Origin of the sequence: Flavobacterium shii, from assembly GCF_025847235.1 — a bacterium.
GTDB lineage: Bacteria > Bacteroidota > Bacteroidia > Flavobacteriales > Flavobacteriaceae > Flavobacterium > Flavobacterium shii.
In genome coordinates this window covers 336,944-351,705 of record NZ_JAOZEW010000001.1, presented here as the reverse complement: position 1 = coordinate 351,705, position 14,762 = coordinate 336,944, and the positions used below count along the sequence as shown (strand labels likewise).

13 protein-coding genes are annotated in these 14,762 nt (G+C 29.3%); 1 reads left to right on the top strand and 12 read right to left on the bottom strand.

Annotated elements, in window-relative coordinates; all coding sequences use genetic code 11:
* Positions 1–69: 69 nt before the first annotated feature.
* The 6 genes from OIU83_RS01430 to OIU83_RS01405 form a co-directional block, all read right to left on the bottom strand.
* Positions 70–561 (bottom strand): hypothetical protein, encoded by a 492-nt coding sequence (locus OIU83_RS01430; protein ID WP_264204497.1) that lies wholly within the window; start codon positions 559–561, stop codon positions 70–72.
* Between the two features lie 12 nt (positions 562–573).
* Positions 574–1,416, bottom strand: coding sequence for a hypothetical protein (locus OIU83_RS01425; protein WP_264204496.1), 843 nt, complete (start codon positions 1,414–1,416; stop codon positions 574–576).
* 8 nt (positions 1,417–1,424) lie between these two features.
* Positions 1,425–4,010 (bottom strand): OmpA family protein, encoded by a 2,586-nt coding sequence (locus OIU83_RS01420; protein WP_264204495.1) that lies wholly within the window; start codon positions 4,008–4,010, stop codon positions 1,425–1,427.
* 308 nt (positions 4,011–4,318) lie between these two features.
* Positions 4,319–4,906 (bottom strand): hypothetical protein, encoded by a 588-nt coding sequence (locus OIU83_RS01415; RefSeq protein WP_264204494.1) that lies wholly within the window; start codon positions 4,904–4,906, stop codon positions 4,319–4,321.
* On the bottom strand, positions 4,903–6,120 hold the full coding sequence (locus OIU83_RS23540) for a DUF4280 domain-containing protein (RefSeq protein WP_319005341.1): 1,218 nt from the start codon (positions 6,118–6,120) through the stop codon (positions 4,903–4,905). Before OIU83_RS23540 ends, OIU83_RS01415 begins: the two co-directional genes overlap by 4 nt.
* An 11-nt stretch (positions 6,121–6,131) precedes the next feature.
* Positions 6,132–7,334 (bottom strand): hypothetical protein, encoded by a 1,203-nt coding sequence (locus tag OIU83_RS01405; RefSeq protein ID WP_264204493.1) that lies wholly within the window; start codon positions 7,332–7,334, stop codon positions 6,132–6,134.
* A gap of 300 nt (positions 7,335–7,634) precedes the next feature.
* On the opposite strand from OIU83_RS01405, the gene OIU83_RS01400 reads away from it, so the two are divergent.
* Complete coding sequence (locus tag OIU83_RS01400) at positions 7,635–7,811, top strand: histone H1 (protein WP_264204492.1); 177 nt, start codon at positions 7,635–7,637, stop codon at positions 7,809–7,811.
* 79 nt (positions 7,812–7,890) lie between these two features.
* Here OIU83_RS01400 and OIU83_RS01395 read toward each other — a convergent pair whose 3' ends face one another.
* The 6 genes from OIU83_RS01395 to OIU83_RS01370 all read right to left on the bottom strand — a co-directional run bounded on the left by OIU83_RS01395 (position 7,891) and on the right by OIU83_RS01370 (position 14,379).
* Positions 7,891–8,481 carry a hypothetical protein gene (locus OIU83_RS01395; protein ID WP_264204491.1) on the bottom strand — a complete coding sequence of 197 codons (591 nt, stop codon included), beginning with the start codon at positions 8,479–8,481 and terminating at the stop codon, positions 7,891–7,893.
* A 35-nt stretch (positions 8,482–8,516) separates the two neighbouring features.
* On the bottom strand, positions 8,517–9,671 hold the full coding sequence (locus OIU83_RS01390; RefSeq protein WP_264204490.1) for a hypothetical protein: 1,155 nt from the start codon (positions 9,669–9,671) through the stop codon (positions 8,517–8,519).
* Positions 9,672–9,727: 56 nt separating this feature from the next.
* Entirely contained in the window at positions 9,728–11,833 is a 2,106-nt protein-coding gene (locus OIU83_RS01385; RefSeq protein ID WP_264204489.1) for a DEAD/DEAH box helicase, read from the bottom strand.
* A gap of 2 nt (positions 11,834–11,835) precedes the next feature.
* Positions 11,836–12,759 (bottom strand): HamA C-terminal domain-containing protein, encoded by a 924-nt coding sequence (locus OIU83_RS01380; protein WP_264204488.1) that lies wholly within the window; start codon positions 12,757–12,759, stop codon positions 11,836–11,838.
* A 221-nt stretch (positions 12,760–12,980) separates the two neighbouring features.
* Positions 12,981–13,931: a hypothetical protein gene (locus OIU83_RS01375; RefSeq protein ID WP_264204487.1), complete on the bottom strand. Its 951-nt coding sequence runs from the start codon at positions 13,929–13,931 to the stop codon at positions 12,981–12,983.
* Between the two features lie 91 nt (positions 13,932–14,022).
* Complete coding sequence (locus tag OIU83_RS01370) at positions 14,023–14,379, bottom strand: helix-turn-helix domain-containing protein (RefSeq protein WP_264204486.1); 357 nt, start codon at positions 14,377–14,379, stop codon at positions 14,023–14,025.
* Between the last annotated feature and the right edge of the window lie 383 nt (positions 14,380–14,762).

Here is a 14,762-nt window from a genome sequence, read left to right as displayed (position 1 = left end):
TAATTTTTTTTATTTCCTCAAATTCTTCAAAAGTAATTGCTCTATTACTTTTTTAAATACCCTTAATAATTAAAGAACTAAATGAGCGTTTTCTAAAAATTCACTATAAAAGGTTAGCTTCGGTAAATCCTTGAAATTAGTGACTGATAGTTTAATTATTGTACCTGAATTACTCCATTGTAGCTCTTCTCCAAAATCATTTTTAAAATTTGTTTTATAGTTTCCCATTGATTTTGAAATGCTTTCTACATTTTGTTTAAAAAAATCATCTCCTTCTATCTGCAATGTATAGCCAACAATTTTAGAATCTTTATAAAATATAAAGGATTCTTTTCCTTTATATTTTTCAATTGTGAAATTATTTTTATCATAATGATAATAACCAAAATCTTTATTTCCTTCCTTATCGAGATAAATACTGTTTGAAAGTAAAGTTATTGGTTTACCTAATATAGAGTCTAGATTCACACTGTCTTTGTTTGAGCAACTCACTATAGTGGGAGTAAAGTATAAACCTAATGTTCCAATTCCAATGTTTGTTATAAATTTTCTTCTATTCATGAAATCATAATTTTATATAATACTTAATCCTTTTTCTAAGGTTCTTGCATGAAGTTTAATTTCCAATTCTATGTTTCTCTCTCCTTCCGCATTACTGCGTTTGAATTGAAGTGCTGAACTTCCATCTAATCTAACTAGCGAAACTAACTTTCCATAACCAAAAAACTCTAACTTTAATTCTTCTTCATTTAAAGGAAGTACTTCCAGATTTTTATTAAACAGGTTTATTATACTATCTCTTATTTCCTGTTTTCTGTTTGAGTTAAAATAAAAAGCTTTGGTTTGCAAATCTTCTTTTTCTTTGGATAGTTCTAAAAATTTACTAGCATTATGTTCTCTTAAAATGGCATGAATTTGAATATAATATTCCAATACTTTTTGTTTTATTTTTGATTTTTCCTGTTTGGACAAATCAACAGAATTTTGCCAACCATCTAAAACGAATGGTAACTTTATTTCAATTTCAGTGGCAATTTCAAAGAAAGGGAGTCCTTTTATTGGGCTTGTTATTTTATTATCTTTACCGAAAAATGCTTTAGGACTACTTAACTCAGGAAAAAAGCTATGTTTTGTTTCCTTCCAATTGTCAATGTCAGATAAATTAAAACTGATATTCATCCCGTCATTTTGTGTTAAGGTTTTTTGTCCAAATCTTGGTAGTAACTTTCCAACAACTTTATATTTACCACTTTCTAAAACAATATGATTTATTGGTACTGATCCATCTAAGATACCGTCCTTGCTATCTTCTCCCAAAAAACTAAAAACAGGTACGTCGTTGACTAAAACTATTCCTGAACAATTTAAGTTTGGGTAAAGTTCGTAATAAGGATTTTTTATATTGTAATTTTCCATTTTATATTTTAGTTTAGATAATGTTTATTTAGTTTAATTTCTTTTGGTGGAACAACTTCTAATAACTTCTTTTCGACACTGTCCTTAAACCAACCAACCGTTACTTCTGCTTCAAATGTAACTTCGAGTCCTGAGAATTTTAAGGTAGGTTCAATATATATACCTCTCTTGTCTGAATCGATTTTCATATCTCCTCCAAAATAAGCATCTCCAGTTGCTCTTGCTATTGCTTCAAATTTAAAGATTGGTTCTTTTTTTCGATACCAAGGATTGTTTCCTGCTTTTACTTCTACAATTAATTTCATCCCCATTTCTCCACCAATCATCAAAAAACCGCCTTGAGTTCCTTTTATACTATTTATAAGAAGGTCATCAAACATTATTTCAATTTCTCCATAGAATTTTGCATCTGCAGAAATTTCAGCACCAACTTTCTTTCCCGCTTTTCTTATTTTTGAGACAATTTTAGAAATGGCAGGACTACCTGTTGTACTATATGAAGCAATAGTTACCGCTGCAGCAATAAGATCAATAGTTGCATTTGCGCCTATAAATGGTTTTGCTCCAAAATTCACTTTTCCAACCATTGCAAGATTCAAATAATTGTCCTCTTTTTGTAAATACCAGGAGGCAACGACTTCAAACTTCGGATAATTTACTCCAAAACTTATCGGTATACTTGTCGCTTCTAATACTCCTCGGCACACATTTATTGCACCTTGAATTAGATCTACAGATTTAGCTAGTCCTTTAGCTAATACTTCTGTTTTCTTTTCCCATTCTTTTGTTAAGCTTACTTTTCGCTGTGCATCATCCCATTCAGCTTTTAATCCAATACCTACTACTATAGGAATTTCTCCATTTTTATTTAATAGCCATCTTTTGTATCCCTCTTTTGTTGCAATCTTCTGATGCTTTTCAAAAATTCTATATTTTGCGGGCATGTGGTTATGAGAATAGTTTTCTACATCTATTTTTAACTCAAATGCTAATTCCCATTTTATGTCAGGATATGCATTTACCACTATTGTTGCATTCTTATCATTTGAGAAATACCTGCAAGAATGTGCATGAACAAAATATTCGTTGGCAAATACCTTTGGCCAAATATATTGCAGTGGAGCGGGATTCAGATATTCCAAATTTGATCGCACAGAAAAAGTCAAAGAAGATCCCGCTTTTTCTAATGGTTTACTGTACTCCGGAGAACTTACGATTATCTTCTTTTGATGTTTGACTTTTTCTCTAAAGCAGGCTTTATTCTGATATTCTGTTATGTCTATAGTTAAATTTTTATCATGGCTTGGAGCAATGGTTTCATACATGATAGTTTGTGCATCATGTCCATTAAAAACAAAAGAAATATCGACTTTTCGAGAATCAATATACTCTCTGGTATCTTTGTATTTTATATTATCGCGCCCCATTTTATCATCGGTTGCATTAATTTCACCATGCCCTTTAGAAACAATTCTTTGAGCATCTAAGCCACCATTGATAAAAGACTTTTTGACTGCATCGCTTCTTCTTTGTGATAATCCTTGGTTATAATTTTCTTTTCCTATAACACAGGCATATCCATCAATAGTAATTGTAGAATGATCATGTTCCAATAAAAACTGTAAAACATTATTTATTCTAGTCTTTCCCTCCTCATTTATGATAGAACTGTCAATATCAAAAAAAAGGGTCTTTTTAATTGCTTCTTTTGGGTGCGCTACTTTTTCTAACTTTTTACCCTTATCAAAAACTATAGTTTTCTCTATAGTAATTGTTTCAAACTTACAAGGTTCATACCTAACAGCATTTTCATTTGGTTTGCCAACTTTTAAGGGAGTTAAATTTGTTGGAGGTTTAATATCAGGAGATGCTATCTTTTTTTTGATTCGTAAAAATTTGGCATGTTCTATTTGCTGTTTATTATTTACGATGTATTTTCCTGTTGCTGGGTTTTTAACTTTTATGTAAAACTCTTCGGTCTCTTTCATAGGCCTTATTTTTCCATACCATGAAAAGGTATTTGACATAGCAAGGTTTATCTCGCCATCTATAACATCGACACTCGTATAAGTAAATATTAGCGTATCTAATCTAAATACATCCACTATCAAATTCTTATGACCGTTTAATCCTTCTGTTTCAACATTTAAGTATATGGTGTTTCCATACGAAAAGATATGTGTTTTACTTACATCTGCACCATCATTGCTTGTGCACCATTTGCAATTTTTAATTCTTGGTTCGCAATATCCGCTTATTAGAAGTCCACTTTCTCTAGAAATATCTCTTTTACCCGAAAGACTTGCTTCCACATAATATTCAAAAGGACCACAAAGATTTCTTGGAATTTTTACACCGTATTTATTATTGAATGGTAATGTTTTCTGTTTTATTATAGTTTTCGCCTTTCTGTCTTGTAACATCCAGGTTAGATTCTTCTTTTTCTCAGCTTCACTTATACCCTCATCCCATTGACCAACAGCAAACAATACAAATTGGTCAGGATCAATCGTTACTTTTTTATTAGGAATGGATAAACTACTTTTTACAGTTCCCTCACCAGTCCATTTTATTTTTTTTACACCTTTTGCCATAACATTAAAATATTTTTTTTAGTATTATCCTCATTAACTGCGTGTTTTTCTTTTTTCTCCATATTCTTCAATTTGATTATAAGAGTAGGTAATGAATGACTAATACATAATTGCAAAAAGGGTATTGATATTGTTTTTTTCATTTCTTACATATTATATTTATATGGTTATCAATTATATCAAAATAGCCTTTCGCATCCTTATTCTCAAAAAATATAACAAGATGTTTGTCTGTCGTTATAAATACTTCTGGATGATGACTCCAAATACTTTCAGTGGAAACGGTATCAAATTGCTATAAAACTATTTTATAGTTCAATTTTAAATTCACTTCTTAGTATTCTTAAAATTTCTACAAAATCAAATAATTCATCTATTTCAGGATTACTTTTTAAATAACTCTCTGGATTATTATACTCAATTTCATTTTTTATATTACCATTTTTATATTTTAATTTATAACTATACCCGTCTATAATATTTAATTTCCGGATTGACATCGTATATTGATTTCTTTCTTTTTCAATGATTTTCTTTTCCTTTTTATATTGAAAATAGCTTTCGTTTGGCAAAAATTCAATATTCTTAGTTTGAATAGTAAGCCACAATTCTAAATAATTTTTACTGTATTTCAATTCCTTTTTATAAAACCTAAATTTTTCATTATTATGAGTTGGTTCAAACCATTGAATATATTCAGTTTTCCATTCATCATTTTTGGTTTTATATAAAATAAATACAAAACCACTGTTAGTTATCCCTTTATCTTTATAAATTCTTAATTCACATTTATTTTTTAATGTGTCACTCAAGTTTAATAAAGAATCAATGTTTTGTGATCTAGCTTTTAAGCTAAATAGCAATAGAATTATAATTATTAAGTTGTTGTTTTTCATCTTCCTACTCTTAAATTTAAACATTCTAAACCAATATTAATTGTTTCTTTTCCATCTCCCTTACCGTGAGTTTTTCCTATATTTTTTGTTTCAATTCCCGAAGGTGTTACTCTTCCAATTTTAACCTGAGCATTTTTACTGCTATAATTCCAACTATCTAATGCGTATATGTTTATGCCCATAGAACTTGCTGTTCCTTTATCAATAGATGATGTGCCAAAGCCATTTTCTGTGGTTTCACCTCCAAATATTTGATTAGAATTTCTAGGTGTAGATTCCATTAAGTTATGAGTATGAGCTTGGCCTAAGATAGCATACCTTATTCCGTCAACTTTAACCATTGGTTTAGAAATAACTTTTTTTGTTTCTGGATCTATGTCCTCATATGATTCAATCGTAGTTCTTCCATCGATTCCTTCAAGTCCCAAAACCGCTTTAATTTTTGCTGTATCTCTATCTAACACAATATACAATTGTTGCTCAGTCTTATAAGTTAATCTATGTATTTCTTGAAGTTTTAATTGTATTTGCTCGTTGTCAACAGTTACGATAGTACTTAATTTTATTAACTCATCTACTTTCGTTTTATGGTCCTGAATCTCATTCGAATCATCCCAATCATATTTAGCTATCATTCTAATATTTCCATCAAGTTTGCTAAAATTAACAAGAACTGATCCGTCTTTTTTATCGATATATATGTCATTAATATTTTCTCCATCACTATCTTCCATGCCCTTGTAAGTTGGCTGTTTTTTGTACATATCCCTCACATCTACCATAGGATTTATAAGATTGTGAATCATGGGATTTGCATTTTTAAAATTTTGTTCACTGGGTTCTGCCACTTGACCATGTTTTGTGATTTCGATACAATCGGGTGCACCCATCGGGCAGGTAGCTTTACTGTCTTCCAACAATGCTTTCCCTTTATTGGATAAAATCATTTTTTCATAAGAACCACTCCATTTTGTAATTTGTGTTTGGCATGGTAAGTAATCGTTACCAGCCGGTTGCTTCTTACATTTACCAAAGGTGTTTTTCTCTAAAGTTTGTCCAATATCTTTGTCAGTGGCAATTAGCTTTTCCGATCCATCTTTATCATTAGCATAATGTTTTGTTTGTGTTTTTACCTTCAACTTATCTGTTTTAGGTTCTACACTAAACTTGCATTTACAGGTAGCACCCTGTACTACAATGTGTTTTTCACTCATAGGTTGTATTATTATCTGCCTCTAAAAATATCTCCAATCATTTTGAAAATACCATCATCTTTTTTCTTCTCTGTTCCCACATAAAGAGAGTTTGTTTTTAAAATTTGGTTTTCTTTCTCATTTAGATTCGAAACCATAACAGTATATTTTTGAGGTATATCAAGTGCAAGGATACATTCTATAAATAAAGTTTGTATCGAGTAGTTATTAGGGTTCAGAAAATATTTTGCTCTGTAACTACCAACAGTTTCTTGATTTGAGAGTGGCTGTGAAGCAAGTCCTAATTCATATTCAAAATCAGTGTTCATTCTGTTGTCATCTAACACACCTTTCATGTCAATATTTATCAAATCATTCTCATCAAGATATTTGTCTACTTTTTGCTCAATACTAAATATCAAATCATCACTTTTTGCAATAAAAGGGAAATAGGTATAGCCTTTAAAAGTTAATTCTTGGGTATATTCAGTATGGATTCCATTGAAAAAAGCTCTTATAAACCAATCATTGGCAAGCACTAATGATAAAGTTTGGTTGCTTTCTAAATTTTTTTCATAAAGTGCCAAATATTTTTTAGTCTGCTCTCCAGGATAGTCTTGAAGAATTTTAGTTCTTTTTGTCTGCCAACGTTCCTTTATTTCTTTATAATTATGAATATCTATCCATTCTCCTTCTTGGTCAACTACTACCTGCAATGGATATAAAACACTGGATGTTTTTTCCGCTAATTCATTAGCTATTATGTCAGCTTCAATATTATTAATGTATAATTTGGATAATCTATCAATTTCAAAAAAGGAGTATCCATTTTCGTCGGTTGCTAGCCACTTTACACTTACTTCGTATTTTAAGGTATCAACTTGTTCACCATTCTCAACCGTATACATTACGCCATATTTGGTTTTTACTGTTACGTGATGAAAAGGTATTCTGAAACCTTTACCCAAAACTGCTTTTTTAAGAGCTTCTTGTTCGGGTTCCCCATTTGCTTGTAATTTGATTGGTTTTAAAAGTAAAAACTTTAGATGATTGGGTAAATACGCATTTATAACATCCTCATCCGAGACGCAATGTCTATTGTGATAGGTTCTTAAAGTTTGCCATTCAATACCAAGTTCTTCGGAAATACTCTTTATTGTGTCACCTTTTTTTATAGGGTGTTTATCGTGATCATCTTCGTTTCTTTCAGCCACATAAAAACTATTTCCCGCCATGTTTGTTCTTCTAAAGTTTTTTAATAGTAGTATGTTACTAAAAAGTTATCTTATTAATATGCTTAAATAAGTTAGATTGCTTTTTAATTAAATTATAAATATTATCTCACAAACATAAGAGGCTTTTAAGGCTTATGCAATACCCACTTTTAGTGATATTTATATTTTTTTAAATGAAACCATAATCTTCAGTAAGAGATAATCAATACCAACTTTATATTGCGTTAATTTTTGAGTACAATTTTGTTTTATGATATGTAAACTTTTACTTTTACCTCCCTAATTTAATAAAGGACAGTTATGAAAGATTTATTCGAAAAAATCAATGCAGAATTTGAGACATTTAAAACAGAATCTGACTCACTAATTGAGAAAGGTGTGAAAGCAGCAGGAGCAAGAGCTCGTAAATCAACTTTAGAGTTGGAGAAGCTATTAAAAGAGTTCAGAAAAGTTTCTGTGGCAGAATCTAAGAAGTAATATTTTTGGTTAAAAGTAAACCTCGCTTAGACGTTTTAAGCGAGGTTTGTTTTTTATTAATGAGGTTGAAGAACTATTGTTATTCTTCCAATCTATGCTTTGTAATCAATTCTTGATACTGTTTGTATATCCATTCAAACGAATCTTTTCTGTAGTTATGTAAATCGATGGAGTCTTCCAACAAATCACTTAGCTTAATGCCACTGTCAGCATATTCAAAACCATTCATCAATAAGTTATTTGTAATTTTCGGTGCAATTAAAACTTGGAAACCTTTTTCTGAATGTTTTTTTAAGTGGTAAAGAATCGAAGATGTATTTGATAAGCCACCACCTGTGCCTTCAAGGGCAAAGTAATTATAGTGATATTGATACGTTTTTCCACTTCCTCTTTCTACTATCACAGGGGCAATCAAATTCCAAGCGCTATGTTCTTTGTTCTTTTGTATAAATAAATACACAATTATATCGTCTTTTATTTTATCTATCAATTCAATCTCAGGACCTCCTAAAGTTGTTTTTCGATCTTTAAATGTTGCGAGTTCAATTAATCCCGGAACTACCGGTTCTATTGTTTGCTTTTCTTTCTTCCTGTTTAAATTAACTGAAACATTTAGAAAATTATTCTCATTTACTGTATTACTAATTCCATTCAAATTAAGATTGACCATACTTTTTCATTTTTATATTAAAAGGCTATGTGACGTTACATTTTATACCTGTTGTTAACCATTTTTGTTTTTACAACACGGAAAGGAAAATTTTCTTTTAGTAGTTTTTCAATTTCTGCATCAAATTGCCAGTCATCTTCAATATATTGCCAGAATAACTCAAAATAGTCTAATTGTTTTTCATCTCTGAAAATAACTAAGCCTATACATTTCTTTGCTTTAGCATCATATTTATGTGCCATTGTATAGTTACTTAGTGCATTTTGCCAATGAACAGACCTACTGGAGTGCAGTGGGATGAAAACAAAGCCACAGTCAGTTCTTGGTAAGTAAATTCTATAGGGAGTTATCAATTCTTCACTTTCTGACTTTTCAATACTTAGGCTAAGACGCTTTTTAAATTCAATAAGTTCCGATCTGTTCAGTTTCGCAATTTCTTGAATTATTGGATAGTACTCAGTTTGATGGTTTATAAGCTTAATATTTTTGTTGAAATTTTCTATGAGATCTGAAATATTGAATTCTTGAATTTTGATATCATTATTTTTAAGATTATCTATATAACGTGCATCAAAATGATCTGCTTCAGGAGTTTCAAGAAAATGGGCTAAAAAATATTGTTCGGGCAATACTGAACTACTAAGTTTATCAAACCGAAACAAATTTTCTCGAAAATTCAAGTATTCATTTATTTCTGTTGGAGTAATTAAGTATTTGCAAATCCAGTAATAGTCTTCAGAGTGAAATAAATGAATTAGGCTTACATCCTTACTTTCGTAAAATTTTTGGTTCCTCAGCTCTTCGGGGAAATCCTCATTTGTAGAATAAATGATTATTTTTTTGACATTAGTATTCGCTTTTGCTTTTGTAATATCAAGCTTATGTCCTTTCACATTTTCAATAAAAATTTCAGGATACTTTGAAATATATTTTAAAGTAGACTTAATCTGCTTTACAGCTTTATTTTTTATTTTACTATCGAACCATTTTTCGTCACTTGAGGCTCCATTCTCTCTTTCTTTAATTTGGAATATAAAGAACAAATCATCTAGCCAAACAACATTGTCTGCAAACTCTAACTGCTGATTGGTATCAAGTTCTTTAAAGTCATTTTTACTAAAAGTAAACTCTTTAAAAAACACACTTGAATTTATTTTTGAAACTATATTTTCTGAATTTGTTCCTCGCATAAAACTTCTTTTATCTGAATTTAAACAATTAATTTATTAGAAAAGTTTAGTATTGTTTATCCGTTATTATTTGTTTTTATGCCATCATAAAAGTATTCTAAAATGTAATTATCGAACTCATCTAATTTCACATGTTCTTTAATTTTATTTATGCCTATAGCTTTAAAAATTTCAATCACATTGTGTATTGTTAGTTCTTGATTGTAAAAATCTATAACTTTTGAATTGTGAATTTTTTTTGATATCATTCTTGGTAGTCCATACTCTTCAAGTTGAAAAACTACCGTTGGTAAAAAGGCATGAGAAATGTATGAAATAAATTTAGATATGTCATAATTTTTACCTTTAAGTAATTCTTTTTGTAGCGTATTAACATCCTTTAAAAGAGAGGCAAATTTGAAAGTTACATTTTTTTCAAGTTTGAAAAATTCATCAATACTTACATCATGAGGTTCTAAATCTTTTAATAATTCAGGGATTGTTTTGAACCAATTATTACGTAAAATTTTAATAAATTCAACAAATGTGCTGTTTTTTACTTCCCAATTTCCAGGTTGTAAATTAATTATTTTATATAATGATTTATCCCATTGACTGCGCGTTGTAGAATTTAAGTAAGAGAGACCGTTCCAACTTTCAGGGTTAACTGACATATCAATTGCAATTGATTTAATTAATTCTGAATTACTAGATTGGAATACCGAGGCATCTTTTAATTTATTGTAAACTTCAACGCCTAATATTACACCCATCTCATCTTGGTAAAGAATTAATTTTGCAACTTGTTCCTTTGTTAATAATTTATCATATTTTTTATTATCTAAATCACCCAATATTTCTTCTGGAAATTCAATATTTAAAGCAGTTTGAGTATTTAATGGCGGTTTATCTAGTATATATATTTTACCTATAAAATGCTGAAACATTCTACCGCCTCGCCCAATAATGTTTCTATAGGTAAAATCATTCAAGTTTGAATTACCATTTTTATTCATCCAAATTATTACATTTTCTGCCGATGTATTAACACCTTCTATAATTGAAGAGGTTGAAATAATATTGCTAATACCTTCTTTATCTTCAAACAGTTTAACTTGAATTTGGCTCAAAGAACGATGTAACCTACCATTATGTATTCCAGTTCCTCTTTTTATAAGATTTGTCAAACTCCAGTTATAATCATAATTTTTACCTAACCAATTTGCAAATTGGTCCAATAGAATACTGTTTTTTTCTTTAAAACTAGATAAAATCAGATTAGATACATTTTCAATATTTGTATATGTACCTGCGTATATTAATGATTTTGTAGGTTTTTTATTTAAAATTTCTATTAAAATGTTACTTTTTAATTCTATATTTTTATTTATTTCTTTGTAAAGTTCGTATTTTTCTAAGAAGACAGTATTGAAGTCTAATTGAATGAACTCCATATCCGCAGTAAAAGGATTATCCTCTAAAGTTGATATGTTTGGAGCTAAGAAATATTTTTGTTTAGACTTGCTACCAATCTTAATAATCGCTTTAACTAAACTTGGTGATCTCACTTTATCAAATAAACTACTTGCTTTATAAAATTCATCAATAATCATTATGTCAAAGTATTCAAGTTTTTCTAAATAATTTATAGCCCTTTCTTGCGGAAAAATAAAAATATTTTTTTCTGCTGGCTCTACTTCAGTGGTTGTAATAATTTTATATTCATGTGCGAATTTTTTATATAGTCTTCTTCTGGTTTCATCGGTCAATGCAATTGTTGGAACAATAATTATTACATTTTTGGGTTTTCTAATTTTTATAAAAGCGTCTATAACAAAACTTTTACCAAAACTTGTGGGTGCACTTACTGCAATATTTCTACCTTCTAAAAGCTTTTTTAATAGAAAGGATTGTTCACGATGCAATGTTACAGGTTTTTCTTCTCCAATATTTACTTTAAAAATTTCATAAATATACCTTTCTTCCCAATTAGAAGTTTCTTGCTGTAGATATGGAAACAATCCAGTTTCCCTAATTAAATGATTTACTAAAGGAGTATACTCTAATTTTTCAGTTTTATGAAAATCCAGCAGCTTAATTAATTCTTCCCTAGCTTCATTATCTTTATCAGAAATTAGCAATTCGTTTATTTTGTGACAATTATCAAATATAATATCTTCCATAACTAATTTCTATATACTTGTGCTTTCTCAATAAATTTATCAACAATCGGTTTTTTTTCAGGAACTGGGAAAAGAATTATATGAAACTTTATTTCAGAATATAAATCAACATCATTGCATTTATGTATTTGTCTTTTAAAGTACTCGATAGCCCTCTCTTTATGATGAGTTACTATTTGTGTTTTATATTCTTCTGTTAAATGACTTGTTCCATTTGTAATACTACATTCATATAGTAATAGAATTGGAATGTTTAAAATTGGCTTTATTGAATCTATTGATTGTTCTTGTGAAAGGGATTGTACAATTTTTGCTCTTAACTCTGTTGAAATTTCATCAAAATCATTTATATCCGAAAGATTAGTAATTAATTTATTTTCTTTCTTAATTTTCCTTAGAGTTAAGGAATCCTTTACAGAATCAATGATTACATCTAATCTTGCATTTTCAATAGAGTTATAAAATTTAGATTCGCCAAACCATAATGAAAATGAATTTTCATTTTCAATTACTATATGAACACTATCAGCACCTTTGGCATTATCTTGTGTATTTTGTTTATAGAAGATTTTTGGGACTATCGGTAAGGCATAATAGTATTTCTTCATTATACCATAAAGTAAAATTTCAGATATTTCACTTCCTCTTCCAATATCATTTTCACTTTCTGAAAGTCTTAAATTAATAGCAGCTTCCGTCAACAATGAATCTTCACCTTCAAGAGCCAATGCTTGTCTTTCTCTATAACTTAAAGCGGTTTCTTTTATATTATTCCAAATGAATTTGTGAAATTTACTATGATGCCAAAAACCATCTTCAAATGTATTAATTAAGCTAAAAACTCTTTTATTTTCAATTGGCGTTAGCGTGGAATCACCAGTAATTACAGAAAAAGCATCATCAATTAAAATTTCAAAATTTATCATATTGTATTTTTATTTCCAAAGTTTTGTATAAAGTCATCAAAATATTCTTATTTGATATTAAACATACAACATATCTTTTATTTCCTTTTACGGTTTCCCATAATGAGCTATTTTTTAAGTAGTAAATTAATTATTTGATAAATAACATAATATAATTTAGATACTTTTTTTATTTTGTTATAGCATTACTTATTTTTAAATATGTGTTTACTCCTTATATGTTATTCTTCTAATCTTTGAAGTATTTCTTTACGTTCCGTATCACTATGTAGGAAGAATTTTTTGTAATGTAAAAAATTTGGATCAACGGTTTTACTAAAGAGTTTTGACCAAATGCTATAAGTCGACAGTTCGAATCCTACTGAATTGAAATCCAAATCGTATACTTCTTTATATGATATATGTTTGTTTGAAGGAAAACCTAAATACTCCTTATTAAATTCTGAAGTGCCAAAATATGTTATCAAAGCTGCCTCAAGGATTGTTATTTGCTGGTCTAGACTAATTGGAGTAGACTCTATTTTTACTTGATGTTCAAGATCAATATGCATTTGATCAGGATTATAGAAAGAACGTGGATCAAAGACTGTCATGAGGGTTGGTTCAAAAGTCAGGCTTAAAAACCATATCTCATAGTCAGGATATTTATTCTGAGTGTCAAAATAGATTTTCTGTGCTTTTTCATGTGATTGCAGACGATCTATAGTTATCCTGCTTCCATTTTTTCCAAAGGCTTGTCCTACATACAATACTTCTAAATTTGCTTCATCATGATAGACATCATTTTGGGCTGAAAAATGTTTAAAAAGCAAATTTGTTTTTCCTTCAGAATGAAATGATTTATTATCTGAATAAGCATGAAAATAATTATAAGGATAGGGGCAATCTACTTCTTTGATTTGTTGATCAGCTCTATTTAATGTAGAAACAAATATATCTTTACGTATTCCATTTAAGTTGGTATAAAAGTTCAATTTTATATTCTCCGTTGTAATTAATGAATTAGACATATCTAAAAGTATTTTAGGTGATCTGCAAATTAGATATATATGTAAGGGGAGCTTTCTTAGTTCTGTTGTTATTTCTGAATCAGTAAATGTATCTTGTTGCTTAAGAGAGAGATGTCTAGCATTAAGACTAATTAAATTTTCTAAATTGCGGTTAGCTGACATTATAGTTAATGTTAAAATTTTTCTAATAAATAAAATTCTATTTTTTAATCCAGACGAATATTCCTAAAAAAAAAGATGCCTAAGCATCTTTCTATTTTTCATTAAATATATTGCTATCAAAAAAGTCTTTAAGAGTTATTCCAAGAACTTTGCAGACTCTACTAACAGAATAAATACTCATACCTCTATCAATTTCAAGTTTCTCCCATGCTTGAAAATTTTGTCTATCTATCTCAACATCTTTTGATAGGTCAGATTTATTTTGACTGGATTTTTCTCGTAACTCTTTAAGCCTTAATTTAATCTGATCTCGCAATATTATGTCTTCTACTCTTAATTTACCCATACAGCAAGTTTCTTTTTTTTGATGATTTTTATGTAATGCATTTGCATTACATAAATTTTTTCTATACTTTTGAATAGAATTGTTAAATTTGCGATACTTCATTTAAAAATATTTGAAGCATTCGCTTTGAATCTTGCATTAAAAAACTGGAAATTTTTGAGCGCGCAAGACGATAAGTGTGAATGTTCACGCCATATTTATATTGGCGTGGGCTCACTTATTTGCGCGCAGGTCTCCAGTACCTTTAATGCATAGTAAGCTGAGAACACCCCACGCCTCTATATTTTTTATAGACTATTCTCCGCTTTCATTCATCGCGTATAACTTCCTTAATTTCAAAGTCTCGCAATTAGCTATTGTTTAACCAATACTAAATTTGTGTGCTTATGATATAAAAAACTCTTGGTTTGTTTTTTGATGCCTGCTCTGTCTTTTTTAATTTTTGAGTTAGTAACTGTACAGTTGCAGGCAATTAAAAAAGGAAT

Bases quoted from the DNA above. Each gene is read 5' to 3' on its own strand.
- OIU83_RS01400 (WP_264204492.1), top strand. From the start codon at position 7,635: ATGAAAGATTTATTCGAAAAAATCAATGCAGAATTTGAGACATTTAAA.
- OIU83_RS01430 (WP_264204497.1), bottom strand. From the start codon at position 561: ATGAATAGAAGAAAATTTATAACAAACATTGGAATTGGAACATTAGGT.
- OIU83_RS01375 (WP_264204487.1), bottom strand. From the start codon at position 13,931: ATGTCAGCTAACCGCAATTTAGAAAATTTAATTAGTCTTAATGCTAGA.
- OIU83_RS23540 (WP_319005341.1), bottom strand. From the start codon at position 6,120: ATGAGTGAAAAACACATTGTAGTACAGGGTGCTACCTGTAAATGCAAG.
- OIU83_RS01370 (WP_264204486.1), bottom strand. From the start codon at position 14,379: ATGAAGTATCGCAAATTTAACAATTCTATTCAAAAGTATAGAAAAAAT.
- OIU83_RS01380 (WP_264204488.1), bottom strand. From the start codon at position 12,759: ATGATAAATTTTGAAATTTTAATTGATGATGCTTTTTCTGTAATTACT.
- OIU83_RS01415 (WP_264204494.1), bottom strand. From the start codon at position 4,906: ATGAAAAACAACAACTTAATAATTATAATTCTATTGCTATTTAGCTTA.
- OIU83_RS01420 (WP_264204495.1), bottom strand. From the start codon at position 4,010: ATGGCAAAAGGTGTAAAAAAAATAAAATGGACTGGTGAGGGAACTGTA.
- OIU83_RS01385 (WP_264204489.1), bottom strand. From the start codon at position 11,833: ATGGAAGATATTATATTTGATAATTGTCACAAAATAAACGAATTGCTA.
- OIU83_RS01390 (WP_264204490.1), bottom strand. From the start codon at position 9,671: ATGCGAGGAACAAATTCAGAAAATATAGTTTCAAAAATAAATTCAAGT.
- OIU83_RS01405 (WP_264204493.1), bottom strand. From the start codon at position 7,334: ATGGCGGGAAATAGTTTTTATGTGGCTGAAAGAAACGAAGATGATCAC.
- OIU83_RS01425 (WP_264204496.1), bottom strand. From the start codon at position 1,416: ATGGAAAATTACAATATAAAAAATCCTTATTACGAACTTTACCCAAAC.
- OIU83_RS01395 (WP_264204491.1), bottom strand. From the start codon at position 8,481: ATGGTCAATCTTAATTTGAATGGAATTAGTAATACAGTAAATGAGAAT.